Annotated in this window: 14 protein-coding genes; 10 read left to right on the top strand and 4 right to left on the bottom strand. The window is 37.4% G+C overall.

Going from position 1 to position 14,932, the window contains the following annotated elements; translation table 11 throughout:
• Nucleotides 1–157: 157 nt before the first annotated feature.
• The 3 genes from gyrB (at nt 158) to OK18_RS14830 (ending at nt 4,139) form a co-directional block, all read left to right on the top strand.
• Nucleotides 158–2,092 carry a DNA topoisomerase (ATP-hydrolyzing) subunit B gene (gyrB, locus tag OK18_RS14820; protein WP_053328490.1) on the top strand — a complete coding sequence of 645 codons (1,935 nt, stop codon included), beginning with the start codon at nt 158–160 and terminating at the stop codon, nt 2,090–2,092.
• 324 nt (nt 2,093–2,416) lie between these two features.
• Nucleotides 2,417–3,244 carry an RsiV family protein gene (locus tag OK18_RS14825; protein ID WP_053328491.1) on the top strand — a complete coding sequence of 276 codons (828 nt, stop codon included), beginning with the start codon at nt 2,417–2,419 and terminating at the stop codon, nt 3,242–3,244.
• Nucleotides 3,245–3,248: 4 nt separating this feature from the next.
• Entirely contained in the window at nt 3,249–4,139 is an 891-nt protein-coding gene (locus OK18_RS14830) for a diacylglycerol/lipid kinase family protein (protein WP_394331960.1), read from the top strand.
• Between the two features lie 47 nt (nt 4,140–4,186).
• On the opposite strand, the gene OK18_RS14835 is transcribed toward OK18_RS14830, so the two are convergent.
• Nucleotides 4,187–5,467, bottom strand: a complete 1,281-nt coding sequence (locus tag OK18_RS14835) for a dicarboxylate/amino acid:cation symporter (protein ID WP_053328492.1) — start codon at nt 5,465–5,467, stop codon at nt 4,187–4,189.
• Between the two features lie 183 nt (nt 5,468–5,650).
• Nucleotides 5,651–7,339: a gamma-glutamyltransferase gene (gene ggt, locus OK18_RS14840; protein ID WP_050022672.1), complete on the bottom strand. Its 1,689-nt coding sequence runs from the start codon at nt 7,337–7,339 to the stop codon at nt 5,651–5,653.
• A gap of 342 nt (nt 7,340–7,681) precedes the next feature.
• On the opposite strand from ggt, the gene OK18_RS14845 reads away from it, so the two are divergent.
• Both OK18_RS14845 and OK18_RS14850 read left to right on the top strand, forming a co-directional pair.
• Nucleotides 7,682–8,647: an NAD-dependent epimerase/dehydratase family protein gene (locus tag OK18_RS14845; RefSeq protein WP_050022695.1), complete on the top strand. Its 966-nt coding sequence runs from the start codon at nt 7,682–7,684 to the stop codon at nt 8,645–8,647.
• Between the two features lie 84 nt (nt 8,648–8,731).
• The gene (locus OK18_RS14850; RefSeq protein ID WP_053328493.1) at nt 8,732–9,484 is read left to right on the top strand and encodes a polysaccharide deacetylase family protein; all 753 of its coding nucleotides are present in this window, start codon (nt 8,732–8,734) and stop codon (nt 9,482–9,484) included.
• A gap of 86 nt (nt 9,485–9,570) precedes the next feature.
• On the opposite strand, the gene OK18_RS14855 is transcribed toward OK18_RS14850, so the two are convergent.
• The gene (locus OK18_RS14855) at nt 9,571–10,776 is read right to left on the bottom strand and encodes a metallophosphoesterase (protein ID WP_053328494.1); all 1,206 of its coding nucleotides are present in this window, start codon (nt 10,774–10,776) and stop codon (nt 9,571–9,573) included.
• 69 nt (nt 10,777–10,845) lie between these two features.
• On the bottom strand, nt 10,846–11,913 hold the full coding sequence (locus OK18_RS14860) for a 3-oxoacyl-ACP synthase III family protein (protein WP_053328495.1): 1,068 nt from the start codon (nt 11,911–11,913) through the stop codon (nt 10,846–10,848).
• Between the two features lie 101 nt (nt 11,914–12,014).
• On the opposite strand from OK18_RS14860, the gene OK18_RS14865 reads away from it, so the two are divergent.
• The 5 genes from OK18_RS14865 to OK18_RS14885 all read left to right on the top strand — a co-directional run bounded on the left by OK18_RS14865 (nt 12,015) and on the right by OK18_RS14885 (nt 14,833).
• Nucleotides 12,015–12,584 carry a hypothetical protein gene (locus OK18_RS14865; protein WP_053328496.1) on the top strand — a complete coding sequence of 190 codons (570 nt, stop codon included), beginning with the start codon at nt 12,015–12,017 and terminating at the stop codon, nt 12,582–12,584.
• Between the two features lie 3 nt (nt 12,585–12,587).
• Nucleotides 12,588–13,319 carry a bifunctional demethylmenaquinone methyltransferase/2-methoxy-6-polyprenyl-1,4-benzoquinol methylase UbiE gene (gene ubiE, locus OK18_RS14870; RefSeq protein WP_053328497.1) on the top strand — a complete coding sequence of 244 codons (732 nt, stop codon included), beginning with the start codon at nt 12,588–12,590 and terminating at the stop codon, nt 13,317–13,319.
• A gap of 3 nt (nt 13,320–13,322) precedes the next feature.
• Complete coding sequence (porT, locus tag OK18_RS14875; RefSeq protein ID WP_050022676.1) at nt 13,323–14,105, top strand: type IX secretion/gliding motility protein PorT/SprT; 783 nt, start codon at nt 13,323–13,325, stop codon at nt 14,103–14,105.
• 138 nt (nt 14,106–14,243) lie between these two features.
• Complete coding sequence (locus OK18_RS14880; protein WP_050022677.1) at nt 14,244–14,546, top strand: hypothetical protein; 303 nt, start codon at nt 14,244–14,246, stop codon at nt 14,544–14,546.
• Complete coding sequence (locus OK18_RS14885) at nt 14,546–14,833, top strand: cell division protein ZapA (RefSeq protein ID WP_050022678.1); 288 nt, start codon at nt 14,546–14,548, stop codon at nt 14,831–14,833. Before OK18_RS14880 ends, OK18_RS14885 begins: the two co-directional genes overlap by 1 nt.
• Nucleotides 14,834–14,932: the final 99 nt, after the last annotated feature.

Genomic DNA, 14,932 nt, shown 5'->3' on the forward strand with positions numbered 1-14,932 from the left:
TTCAGAAATACCATGTAATTTTGAATCTTTATAGTTCTTCTGATGTTCTATTTAGAAGAAAACTCCAATTTTTTTTGACATTTTTTAACTTTCGTACCTCGAAAAAAATCACGATATTTGTAAGTCTTTGCATGTAGCAAGATTTTTAATATTTTATATGAGTCAAAAACAATATACAGCTAGTAGTATTCAGGCATTGGAAGGAATGGAGCACGTACGTATGCGTCCTTCAATGTACATTGGTGATGTGGGAGTAAGAGGTCTCCATCATTTGGTTTATGAAGTAGTAGATAATTCTATTGATGAGGCGTTGGCAGGATACTGTGACACCATCTTCGTTAACATTAAAGAAGGAAACGGAATCGAGGTTAGCGATAACGGTAGAGGTATTCCGGTTGACTTTCACGAAAAAGAACAAAAATCTGCACTTGAAGTTGTAATGACGAAAATCGGTGCCGGTGGTAAGTTTGATAAAGATTCTTACAAGGTTTCCGGAGGTCTTCACGGAGTAGGGGTATCGTGTGTGAATGCACTTTCCAATGAGATGATTACTACCGTTTACAGAGACGGGAATGTCTATCAGCAGGTGTATTCCAGAGGTAAAGCCCAGACCGGTGTTGAAGAAATCGGACACAGCGAAAAAAGAGGAACGAAACAGTTCTTTCAGCCGGATGATACCATTTTTACGGAATTAGTGTACAACTATGATACTTTAGCTAGCCGTTTAAGAGAACTTTCATACCTAAATAAGGGAATTACCATTACCCTTACCGACGAAAGAGAAAGATTAGAAGACGGTTCTTTCAAATCAGAAGTTTTCTTCTCAGAAGGCGGATTAAAAGAATTTGTTGCTTACATCGATGGAAACAGGGAATCAATCATGGAGCATGTAATCTTTATGGAAGGAGAAAGAGACGATATTCCGGTTGAAGTAGCGATGCGTTACAATACTTCTTTCAATGAGAATCTTCACTCTTACGTAAATAATATCAATACCCATGAAGGAGGTACTCACCTGGCAGGTTTCAGACGTGCTTTAACGAGAACCCTTAAAAAATATGCTGATGATTTAGGAATTCCACAGAAAGAAAAAGTGGAAATTACAGGAGATGACTTCCGTGAAGGCTTAACGGCTGTAATTTCTGTAAAAGTAATGGAACCTCAGTTTGAAGGGCAGACAAAAACAAAACTGGGTAACTCTGAAGTTTCAGGAGCTGTAGATAAAATTGTAGGGGAAATGCTTACCAATTTCCTTGAAGAAAACCCTACTGAAGCAAAACAGATTGTTCAGAAAGTGGTTTTGGCTGCAAAAGCAAGACAAGCAGCAAAAAAAGCCCGTGAAATGGTTCAGAGAAAATCTCCGATGGGAGGTTCCGGACTTCCGGGAAAACTGTCTGACTGTTCATCCAAAGACCCTGCAGAATCTGAAATATTCCTTGTAGAGGGAGATTCCGCAGGCGGAACAGCAAAACAAGGGCGTGACAGACACTTCCAGGCCATTCTTCCGCTAAGAGGTAAAATCCTGAACGTAGAGAAATCTATGCTTCATAAAGTATACGATAATGAAGAGATCAGAAATATCTATACAGCTCTTGGAGTTTCTGTAGGAACCGAAGAAGACAGCAAGGCACTAAACCTTACCAAATTAAGATATCATAAAATTGTGATCATGACCGATGCCGATATCGATGGGTCCCACATTTCTACATTGATTCTTACTTTCTTCTTCAGATATATGAAAGAGCTTATTGAAAACGGATATATCTATATTGCGCAGCCACCTTTATACCTGCTAAAGAAAGGAAATAAAAAAGTGTATGCCTATAATGAAAAAGAACGTGAAGAGTTTACCTTAGAAATGTCTCCGGATGGAAAAGGAGTAGAAGTACAGCGTTACAAAGGTCTTGGGGAAATGAACCCTGAGCAGCTTTGGGAAACAACTTTGAACCCTGAACATAGAATTCTGAAGCAGGTAACGATTGATAATGCTGTGGAAGCAGACAGTATTTTCTCAATGCTGATGGGAGACGAAGTTCCTCCGAGAAGAGAGTTTATCGAGAAGAATGCAAAATATGCTAAAATTGATGCATAATCATTAAAAAACATATAGAAAAGAGGCCGTATCACAGCTTGTGAAAACGGCCTTTTTTATGAAATTTTTCCTGCATATCCATATGAGAGGATTTTCAGTAAACGATTCCCAACTCAACCATTAGTTGCGATACACTTTGTTTTTATCTGGATACCAAAAAAACAATAATATATTAACTCTTTTGCCAGATGAAATCAGGTAATAAGCTTAATTAAAAAATAATAAATGAAAAAATTATAACTGTTTTTTCTTTTAAAAATAATTTTTTTCAAAACCATTCATCTTTTGAATGGTTTTTGTATAAATAACAAAAAAATTAGAATTATGAAAAATACAATTGCTGTAATGGCCCTTTCTGCACTCTTTGCCTTTTCGGCCTGTAAAAAAAATGAAAAAACAGGAACTCCAACAGAGAAAAAAGATAATAATCAGACTGAAAAACTGATAGTGGATTCTGTGAAGGTGAGCGACTCTACCCGGATTACAGATTCACTGAAAGTAACCTACACTTCAAAATTATTGGTTTTTCCTTCCATTACAGACAAAAAATTATTAGACAGTATTTATTTTCAGAATGAAAAAATTAAAGACTTTTCCAAGGCAGGTCTTCAAACTTATCTGGAAAATGAAAAAAATAATTATTTCAATTCAGTGAAAAATAATAATAAAGACTGGATTTCAGATATTACCTATGCCCAGGATTGGTATTCAAGTTCCCATATGAACCTGATATCCGATATCAATGGCTATATGCACATTCAATATGTAGGAAGTGGCTACGAAGGAGGAGCCCATGATAATTATGGTTTTTCAGAGCGGGTTTTTGACCTTAAGAATAAAAAAAGGCTGGAACTTAAGGATATCACATCAATGCCCAAGAGTAAAATTGAGGAGATACTGATGAAAAATATCAACAAGATCAACGGCGGAGCCAGCGATGGTGATGGAGAAATAAATAATTCGGAAATGCTGTTGGTTGAAAAGATTCCGGCTTCGGACAATTTTTATTTTGATGAGAAAAACCTGTATTTTCACTATAGCCCATATGAAATTGCCGCATTTGCAGCAGGAGATATCATTATTCCTGTTTCCTGGGAAGAACTTAAGGGAACATTAAATGCAGAATTTAAAGAAAGAATGAAAATTAAGTAATTTAATGCTTCCGGATCAGGAAGCATTGTTTATTTTTGCGGTAATGGAAAAAGTAGCTTTTATCATCAACCCTTTCTCGGCCAAAAAAAATTATCAGCCCTTTTTAAATGAGCTTAAAACCAAAGTTGATAATCCGCTTTACTACGTATCCGAATCAATTCCGGGAACAGATGAATTCATCCGGACTCATTTTGATCATGTAGATGTCTTTGTGGCGATAGGAGGTGACGGAACCATTTCTACAGTAGCAAAAAATCTGATTTTTACCAATAAAATCCTGGCCATTTTTCCGGCAGGGTCCGGGAACGGATTTTCCAATGAAACCCGTTTCAGTAAGAATCTTGATGAGCTTTTGGATAAAATTAAAGCCAAAAAATCCCGGAAAATTGATACATTTACGGTTAATGAAAGACTTTCCATTAATGTTTCAGGAACAGGTTTTGATGGAAAAGTCGTTAAAGAATTTGAAAAAACGAATCGCGGATTCAAAAATTATATCAAAGTTTCCCTGAAAACATTCTTTAATTACAAACCAATCAAAGTTACTTTTTTTGACGAAAAATACCAGCAATACAATGGCAGATATCTTATGCTGAATATTGCCAATACCCGCCAGTTTGGGAATAACGCCTATATTGCTCCCAAAGCAAGTAAAAGTGACGGGCTGGTAGATATGGTATTGGTAAAGAAATTTCCTCTTACTTATTCTGCACTTTTTGCTTTCAGGATGTTTACCAAAAGGCTGAAAGATGATGAGTATGTTACTTATCTTCCCGTTTCTGAAATCTCTTTTAAAGTAAATACCAAAAACTGGCATCTTGACGGCGAATTTAATAAAATCGAATCACCGGTTCATGTTAAAGTACAGCCTTCAAGTTTGAATATTTTGATATAGCGTTGTGCTGGCAGGATTGTTTATATAAATTTTCAGGATTCTCTTTTTTAAACTTCAAGTTTTTTCTCTATTTCCCCGGGATTGTTCAGGCAATAGTTGAATTGCTCTTTGTCAAGCTGCTTTTCCCAATTCGCAACCACTATGGTAGCTACAGAATTACCTATCACATTGGTAAGTGCCCTGCATTCGCTCATAAACTTATCAATTCCTAAAATCAAGGTCATTCCTGCTATGGGAATTTCAGGAACAACTGCTAATGTGGCAGCTAGTGTAACAAATCCGGCACCTGTAACCCCCGCTGCCCCTTTTGAACTTAGCATGGCAACCAAAAGCAACATCAGCTGTTTTTCAAAAGGAAGATGGATGTTTAACGCCTGAGCAATAAATAAGGAAGCCAGTGTCATATAAATATTGGTTCCGTCAAGATTAAAAGAGTATCCGGTGGGAACCACAAGACCTACGATAGCGCGGGAACATCCTGCTTTCTCTAGTTTTTCCATCATTCCTGGAAGGGCAGACTCCGATGAGCTGGTTCCCAGTACCAGCAGCAACTCTTCTTTAAGGTAATACAGGAGTTTAAAAATATTAAACCCGTTATAAAGGGCTACAGCCCCTAAAACCAATACTATAAAAAGGATTGAAGTAATGTAAAAAGTACCTACCAGGAATATCAGGTTCCAAACAGAGTGAAGGCCATATTTTCCTATGGTAAAAGCCATAGCTCCAAAAGCACCTATCGGGGCCAGCTTCATCAGCATATGAACAATTTTGAATACAGGTGCGGAAAGGTCCTGAAGGAAATCTGTTACTTTCCTGCTTTTTTCTTTGGTAAGAACAAGAGCGATCCCCATTAAAATTGAGACAAGCAGAACCTGTAGTATATTTTCTCCCACTAATGGACTAAACAAAGTTTCAGGAATAATATTCATGATAAAAGCTGTAAGAGTAGACTCGTGAGCTTTCTCCTGGTATTGGGAAACATCTCCTGAAAGGGTAGCGGGATCAATGTTCAAGCCATGACCGGGCTGAAGAATATTACCTACCAATAATCCTATGATCAATGCCAATGTGGAGAATATGAAAAAATAAATCATAGCTTTTATGGCAATTCTCCCTACCTTTTTAAGGTCTGTCATATGGGCTATTCCTAAAGTAAGGGTGATGAAAATAACCGGGGCAATAATCATTTTGACCAGCTTGATAAAACCATCACCTACCGGCTTCATCTTTTCCCCCAGTTCAGGGTAAAAATGTCCTAAAAGAATGCCTGTGATAATGGCTATAATGACCTGGAAATAGAGGAGATGATAGAATTTTTTTGCTTTCAACTGAAATAATTTTAAAGAGCGAAAGTAAGAATTTTAATTAAAAATATGATAAAAGTCATTAATTTATGGCTGACTTCATTCTACACTATCTGTTTTCTGAATAGGAAAATAAAAGTTGAAAAAAAAATTCTGTTTTAGTTTACTAAAACAGAATCCTGATATCAAATTATATATTGTCTTCAATTATTCCATCGCAACGGAGTCATCACCACGGCCATCTGCAACCGCATGAATGTTACCGTTTTCATCCAATACAATCATTTCCGTTTTCCCAATCTGTTTCACTTTTTCAATCGTGTAGTTCTTGCTTTTCAGCTCAGAAATAGTACTTTCGGGGAAGTTATTTTCTACCTTTATGGTTTCCGGAAGCCATTGATGATGGAACTTCGGAGCGTTTACAGATAGGTTGGCATTTAATTTAAAATCTACCACATTCACAATAGACTGGTATACTGAAGTGGGAATTGTGGTTCCTCCCGGGGTTCCTACTACCATATAAGGCTTTCCGCTTTTAAGGAGAATGGTAGGAGTCATGGAAGAAAGCATCCTTTTATTCGGTTGTATAGAATTGGCTTCTCCACCTACTGCTCCAAACATATTGGGAACACCGGGTTTAATGGAAAAGTCATCCATTTCATTATTTAAAAAGAATCCTGCTCCGGAAACAACCACTTTGCTTCCGTAATATCCATTAAGGGTCGTTGTTACTGAAGCCGCGTTTCCGTCCTTATCCAATACTGATATGTGTGTGGTCTGGGTAGATTCTTTTGGCTGGGGAATGATTTTTCCTACTTCAGCACTTGGTGTTGCCTTGTTGAAGCTGAAGCTTTTCCATCTGTTTTTTAAATATTCATCAGAAATCAGGTAAGAGGTTTTGTCCTGTATGAAATCCGGATCTCCCATATATTCCGCTCTGTCAGCAAAAGCTCTTCTTTCAGCTTCAGCCATGATCTGAACAGCTTGTGTGGAATTCTGCTGGTATTTTTCCAGGTTTTCAAAGCTTGCCATTCTGAGCATCTGGGCAAGAAGAACCCCGCCACTTGAAGGTAAAGGCATGGATACCACTTTGTTTCCTTTATAATCAAACTCTAGCGCTTTTCTTTCTGCTACTTTATAATTTTTAAGGTCTTCCAGGGTAATAATTCCGTTACCTCTTTTCATTTCTGCAACCAAAAGCTCTGCTGTTTTTCCTTCATAGAACCCTTTTGCTCCATATTTCTGGATAAGCTTAAGAGTTTCGGCCAGTTCTTTCTGAACCAGAATATCTCCGGCTTTCCAGGGCTGGTCTTTTACAAAAACAATGGAAGAGGTATTGTGTTTTTTGAAATGTTCCCTGTTGTTATTAAGCATGTCTGCTTCCTGTTCAGTGATGGCAAATCCTTGTTCTGCCAGGTCAATGGCGGGCTGGATAATTTTCTCCATCGGCAGTTTACAATACTTTAATGTTGCAAAAAAACCTGCCACACTTCCCGGGATTCCTACTGCAAGCCTGCCGTTCTGAGACAGATCCGTATTGGCTTTTCCTTTTTTATCAAGGTACATGTCCCTGGAAGCTTTTTTAGGAGCGGTTTCCCTGTAATCGAGAGTAAATTTTTCACCGTTATTTTTTACTCCTACCAGAAATCCACCTCCACCAATATTTCCTGCCTGTGGGTATACAACTGCCAATGCATATTGGGTAGCGGTAACGGCATCGTAGGCATTTCCACCCATTCTCAAAATCTTGGCACCTGCTTCGCTTGCCAGGGGATGTGCAGATACTACGACCCCTTTATTCTTAACTTTTACCTCTTTTACAATATTGATATCCGTAAACTGGGCCCAGCTGAGCTGGCTGGCTAGTATAATCGAAGCAATTAAGATCTTCCTCATAATGATTGTTTTTCTTATAACAAAAATATGGAAATTACATCAATAACTTGAGGTTGGAACTACGAAAGTAAGGCAGAAAGGTTAGGAAGATGGAAGAAAGAAGCTGGGAGTTCCTATTTGGTTTTAGAACTTGTATGAGTTTGTTCAATAGTTGATATGCTTAATTTTCAGTGTTTCTAAGACTTTAATAACTTCCTTCTTCCGGTTACAGGCTTCCTGCCTTTATCAAGGATTCAGGTTAAATAATTTCACAACAATGGCGGGAATATTTTAAATACACCTTTTTTATTATGGTTGACATGTTTTTTTTACTTTTGTACAATTCTAAAAAAATCTGAAAAAATGGAATCCTATACGGAAAGAATACTGATTACAGGTGCTCTGGGACAAATCGGCACCGAACTTACCAACAGACTTGTTGAAATTCATGGAGCGGAGAATGTGGTTGCTTCAGGACTGGACAGATGGCAGGAAGGAATTACCTCTGCAGGACATTATGAAAGGATGGACGTAACGAATACACAGCTAGTAAGACAGGTGATTCAGGATTATGACATCACTACTGTGTATCATCTGGCTTCTCTTTTATCCGGAACTTCGGAAAAGCAGCCTATTTTCGCCTGGAAATTAAACCTGGAACCTCTGCTTCATTTCTGTGAAATGGCAAAAGAAGGGCTTATTAAAAAGATTTTCTGGCCGAGTTCTATTGCAGTGTTTGGAAAAGGAATTCCAAAGCATGATGTAGGGCAGGATGTGGTGCTGAATCCAACAACTGTTTACGGGATCTCTAAAATGGCGGGTGAGAAATGGTGCGAATACTATTTCGACAAACACGGGGTAGATGTAAGAAGTATCAGGTATCCGGGGTTAATCTCTTGGAAGACACCGGCAGGAGGTGGAACTACAGACTACGCTGTTGAAATTTTCTACAAGGCAATCGAAGAGGGGAAGTATACAAGTTTTATTTCTGAAAATACAGGAATGCCAATGTTGTATATGGATGATGCGATCAATGCAACATTGAAATTGATGGAGGCTCCAAAAGAAAGTTTAACGGTTCGTTCATCTTATAATCTGGGAGGAATGTCATTTACCCCAAAAGAACTGGCTGAAGAAATCAAGAAAGAAATCCCGGATTTCACGATCGATTATAAGCCGGATTTCAGGCAGGCGATTGCAGATTCATGGCCGGCTTCCATTGATGATTCAGTAGCTAAAAAAGACTGGGGCTTGACTTATAATTTCGGAATTTCTGAAATGACAAAAGACATGATCAAAAATCTGAAAGTAAAATTGGCTAAGAATTAATAATATAAAGTAATACTTTAATTATAAGTCTTTTTAACTTCTGATTAATAGTAGGTTATAACTTTTATCTAAAATTTAAATTAAATGATATTGTTGACTTTTAACATCACAAATATTGAGGCTGAAACAAAAAGCGGCGTTCAGATTACTGATGAAGAAAGGCTGAAAATTATAGAAGATAATACAAAAGCGATTCTTAGAATTTTAGATATTCATGATATAAAAGCAAGTTTTTTTGTAGAGATTTCTCTTACCGGAAAACTGCAGAATCTTATAAAAGCAATTTCATCCAAAGGGCATGAAATTGCTTTTTATAATCAGAACTCAAATCCGGAGGAAATTGAAATTGCCAAGAAAAATATTCAGGATCTTCTGGAAAAACAGATCAGGGGAATCCGCCAGAAAGATGTAAAGGTTCCGCAGGAAAATTTAAAGATGCTGGAGTTTAATTATGTTTCCAATATCGACAATGCCAATATTCTCTTTCCTTTCAAACGTTTGAAAAGAGATACCGAGATTACTGAAGAAGACGGTTTAAGTATTGTTCCGGAAAGTATCTCTCCTTACAGTCAGTTACCATACAATGATTTTGTATTTCAGATCCTTCCGATGAAGTATTACCAGAATATGGTTCTGGAGACTTTGCAGAATGAAGAATTTGTGTTAATCTATCTGAATGTATGGCAGTTTACAGACTTTAAAAAATACCGTTTTGATATCCCTTTTTATAGGAGTCTATTTTCGGGCAAAAAAATGGAGGACAAATTAGATGCCCTCCTGAAATTTATCAACGAGAAAGAGCTTGCCGTTTCCCGGATGAAAGATTATATTTTTTAGATACAAAATAGAAGATGTAGCTTAGGGTTTTAACCAATTACTTCAACAAAGTCAATCAGTAAGAACAACCAGCAGCAAACAACTGCTTAGCTCAATTCAAAAAGTGTAATTTCCGGTAATACTCCCACTCTTCCAGGGTAGCCCAATACCCCGAATCCCCTGTTGACATACAACAGTTTCCCTTCACTTTCATAAAGATCCGCCCATTTAGGATAACGGTATTGAACAGGTGACCATTTTACATTTTTAAGATCCAGACCAAACTGCATCCCATGCGTATGCCCTGAAAGGGTCAGCTGGATGTTTCCGGGGTGTTTTTTTACCACGTAATCAAAATGAGTGGGGTCATGGCTCATCAGAATTTTTGTTGCGGATTCTGGTACATCTTTTAAAGCGCTGTCAATTTTACCAAACTGAGGAAAAGGTTTCAGTCCCCAGTTTTCAACACCCAGGATATAAAGCTTTTCCCCGTTCTTCTCAATAATCCTGTGTTCGTTTCTCAGCATATCAAAACCGGCTTGTTTTTCATAACCGATCAGGGTATCAAGATTTTCTTTTTTAGCAGAAGGAGATTCCCAGGTAACATAATCCCCGTAATCATGGTTTCCAAGCACTGCAAACTTGCCGTCTCTAGCTTTGATTTGTGAGAACAGGGGAATAAAGGGTTTGAACTCATCCGCTACATTGTTAACCATATCTCCTGTAAATAACACAAGGTCAGGTTTTTGTTCGTTAATTAAATCAACGGCATGTTGTAGTTTTCCCGGATCGGAAAAGCTTCCGCTATGAACATCAGAGATCTGGATGATTTTATAACCTTTAAAGCTTTTCGGAAGATCCGAGAGTTTTACTTTTACCTTTCTTACCTTATGGCGGTATTTCCCAAAGGTGATCCCGTCAATAAAAAGAGCGGAAAGTACTCCTCCCAGTCCTATTCCCACCAGGCTCAGGAATTTTCTTCTTTCCGGGAAGAAGTTATCCGGCGATTGCGTTAAACCTGCTAAATAACTTCCGGTTCTGAAGATATCATCGATTAATAAAAACAAAACCACAAAAATTTTTGGCAGAATAAATACTAAGAATAATGAAATCATGATCTGGGCTCTCACCATGCTCCGGTCTGTCCTCTGATAATGGGTGATCTCGTAGGCAAAAACAGCATAGATGATTAAAGATACGATCCAATAGCCGCTTCTTATCCAGAAGTTATCGGTAAGCGTTCTGATGGCCTGGTAAATGTAAATTTCCAAAAGCAGGAAAATTCCGGCAGTGATTAAAAGGTTTCTTGGCATATTCTGAGTTAAAAAAAGCACAAAAGAAAGACTTCCTTTGTGCTTTTTATATATTTTTTTAAATTATTCTTAAGGAAATCTATACACGATAGCATTGATATTCATTCCGGCACCTACCGAAGTCATAACAATGTTACCTTTATCTTTAAACGATTGACCCTCCATTTTTCCTTTAATGATTAAATCATACATGGTAGGAATGGTTGCTACAGAGGTGTTTCCAAGGTCCTGAATTGTCATGGGGGAGATGGCATGATCATAATCTTTCACATCGTAAAGTTTATGAAGTCTTTCAATCATGGCGTAATCCATTTTGGCATTAGCCTGGTGGATCAGGATTTTGTCAATATCTTCAATGGAGAGACCTGCATCAGTAATCGTATCTTTAATGGCTACAGGAACGTTTTTAAGGGCGTATTCGTAAATTTTTCTGCCCAGCATTCTTACATACAGGCGTTTTTGATCTACATTCTTGTTAATAGACGGTTGGTTTTCAAGGTAGTTTAATTCAGGGCCATTATCGCAGATCGTATTGTGTGCAATAATACCTGCATTTTCATCATCCGTTGCTTTTACCACTACAGCTCCGGCACCATCAGCAAAAATCATTCTGTTTCTGTCATGCGGATCAGTTACCCGGCTTAAAGTTTCAGCTCCAATAACAAGGATGGTTTTGGCTACTTTAGCTTTAATCAGATTGTCTGCCAAAATCATACCTTCCACCCAACCCGGGCAACCGAAAATCATGTCGTACGTTACACATTTTCTGTTTTTAATCCCCAGTTTATTCTTAACCCTCGCTGCCATTGTTGGCATAAAGTCCGCGTATCCGTTCTCCGTAACTTCTCCAAAATTACTTGCGTAGATAATATAATCCAGGTCTTCGCCGTTTACTTTTGCGTCTTCAAGGGCAATTTTAGCAGCTTCATAACCGATTTGTGAGTTGGAAAGATTATCTTCAATAAACCTCCTGTTTTCGATTTCAGTAATTTCTACAAACTTCGCAATAGTTTCTTCCACAGGCTTTTCAATCTTTACTCCGTCTTCTGTGTAAAACTCAGAATTCATGAAGTAATCTCTACCAATAACTCTGTTCGGGATGTAAGATCCAGAGCCAATAATGATCGTATTCGGCATTCGTTTATATGATTTTTTTAAAGATGCAAAGTTAATAATTAATATTAATAACGGAGAATTAAAAATATTATTAAATTTGCAAAAATTGTACTTTACAATCTATGAAAAACAATCCGTCCTTAAAAGGCTTACTTATTGCAGTTGTGGCGTTTATCGTTGCCTTTGGGATCTACTTCCTTTTTTTAGCCAAGAAGAATTATTATGTTGTAGATAATCCTACCCCGAATACGTACTACTTTAAGATCAATAACGGTTCTGAGGGAATCATTTCAGCGGGACAGTATGTGCATGTGGATCTGAAAAAAGGTAAAAATTCTATTCAGGTTTTTGATCAGAATAAAAAAATGCTTTATGATTCCGCATTTGAAGTAAATAAACTGCGGGGATTGCTTAATATTGCCCATCAGGATTATTATGTGAATGATCAGTATTACGGCTATAATCTTAAAAAAGATTCATTGTTGATGGCTCTTGACAAGACCGTGATTGATGGAAAGACTTATGTGGGAGGTGCCAGACACTTCAACAAGCTTTACACCGAAGATTTTTATTACAATGTAGATGAAGATTATGATAAAGTGATCAAAAATATCCAGAAAGTGGAGTCCAGATCAAAGATCTTCAGAAAGCAGGATTACCTAAATTATTACAAAGAATATTACAAGTTTTAAGTTTTGACAAAAGATATCACCAAAGTTACTCCCTACAATTCAGAGGCTACAAAGAAAAGCCAGGTAGAGGATATGTTCGACAACATTGCGCCGAAGTATGACCTTCTGAACCATGTTTTATCCATGAAAATTGATGTTTTATGGAGGAATAAACTGGTAAAATGGATGAAAAATGATACCCCGCAGGAAGTGCTGGATGTGGCTACCGGAACGGGAGATCTGGCTATTGCCATTGAAAAAGGAACCGGCTCAAAAGTAGTTGGTTTAGATTTATCACAACAAATGCTCAATGTTGGCGTTATTAAAATAAAAAAACTTAAATTAGACGGCAAAATTTCCATGCAAAAAGGAGATGCAGAAAATTTACCTTTCGAGGACAATAGATTTGATGCTGTTTCCGTTGCATTTGGAGTGAGGAATTTTGAAAACCTTACCAAAGGTTTGGCAGAATTAAGAAGAGTAGTTAAAGATAACAAAAGTGTTTACATACTGGAGTTTTCAAAGGTTGAGGGTTTCATGGGGCCGCTGTATATGTTTTATTTCAAAAACATATTACCTGCCATAGGCAGACTGGTTTCCAAAGATAATAGGGCATATACATACCTTCCGGATTCTGTAAATGCTTTTCCTTTCGGGGAGAAGATGAAGCAAATTCTTTTAGATACGGGATTTAAGAAAGTTGAATATAAAAAACTAAGTTTAGGTATAGCCACAATTTATAAAGCAACAAAGTAACCTATGAATAAATTTCTATTAAAAGCACTGGTTTTGACCTCAGTAAATGTTGCCGTTTTTGCAAACGCGCAATTTAGAACCCGAAACAGAATGGATAAGCTGGAAGATTTCGACGAACAGAAATTCAGTTGGGGGTTTTATCTGAACGGGAACAGACTGGACTACCGCATCGTATTGCATCCCAAATATGGGGCAAACGAAAATCAGAATCTTGTTACCTCTAAAGAAAGTTACAGTTTCGGTGCCGGGCTTATTGCAAAATGGAGACTGAACGACTATCTTGATGTAAGGATAGAGCCGGGATTACAGTTTGCACAAAGACAGTTGACTTTTAATACGCAATCTAATGACATCTATGCAGGCGGATCTTTAACCAATCCTCCTTTCACACCATTCCCTTTAGCAGATAAAGATAAAGTAAGAGAAATCAAATCTACCCTGATTGATATTCCCGTACTTTTAGAACTTCACGGGCGAAGATGGTACAATTCGAGACCTTATATTGCAGGTGGGGTAAACTATGTGGTAAACCTTCAGTCTAATGCCACTTCCACCGATGATAATATGCAGGGAATTTTCAGATCTACAACCCACAACTTTGCGTGGTCTGCAGAAATGGGGATTCAGTTTTACTTCAACAAATTTAAGCTGACTCCGGCCATTAGAGGAACTTTCTTCATGAATAACGAAAAAGTAGCAGATAATGCAACAACACCGCCTTACTGGGCTTCCGCAATCTCTACTTTACAAACAAGAGCAGTCATGTTCGTCTTGAAATTTGAATAAGAAATACCATATTGAAAATAGATAGGAGATGCCTGGGCATCTCCTTTTTTGTGGGAACACCAAAATATAGGCCGTTTTATTTTTGTTAGTGTTAATATTTTTTTATTTTTGCTTCTAGTTAGAATATACAAACCTGAAATGCTTCAAGATTTAGAAAACAATTTTTCAGAATTAGAGAAAAAGATTTTGGCTCTGCAAAAGAATTATAAAAATCTTACTGAAAGGTTATCAGAATTAAGTATTGAGCATGAAGAGCTGAAGGTAAAATATGACGAGGAGAGAAGAAAAAATCAGGTATTAGCAGAAGAACAAAAAAATATAAAACTTTATTCAGCAATATCAGGAAATCCTGAACACAATAGGTTAATGAAAAACCATATCAACAGATTGGTGAAAGAAATTGATTTCTGTATTGCTCAGCTTCAAAACAGTGGATTATAATGGAAGTAAGGAGAATAACCATCAACATTGCAGGAAGGGTATATCCGCTGAACGTACCGGCAGCAGAAGAAGAAACGCTGCGTAAAGTCGGGAAGCAGATCGAAAATATGATTAAAGATTTTGAACAGAATTTCGATGTAAGAGATAAACAGGATGCTTTGGCAATGTGTGCCTTAAAATTAGGAACCAATGCGGAAGTTGTTTCTCTTAACTACGAAAAAAATATTAATTCTACCAACGACAGATTAGCAAGAATTAATCAGTCATTGAATGAAATCGGGAAATAGATTTTTTCCTGAACAAGCTGCCTACAATAATTCTAACACATTAAAGGTAAACTCAACGCTAAACAATTACCGAACAAATGTCCATTGAATGGCGTGCCG

Origin of the sequence: Chryseobacterium gallinarum (genome assembly GCF_001021975.1) — a bacterium.
Classification (GTDB): Bacteria; Bacteroidota; Bacteroidia; order Flavobacteriales; family Weeksellaceae; genus Chryseobacterium; species Chryseobacterium gallinarum.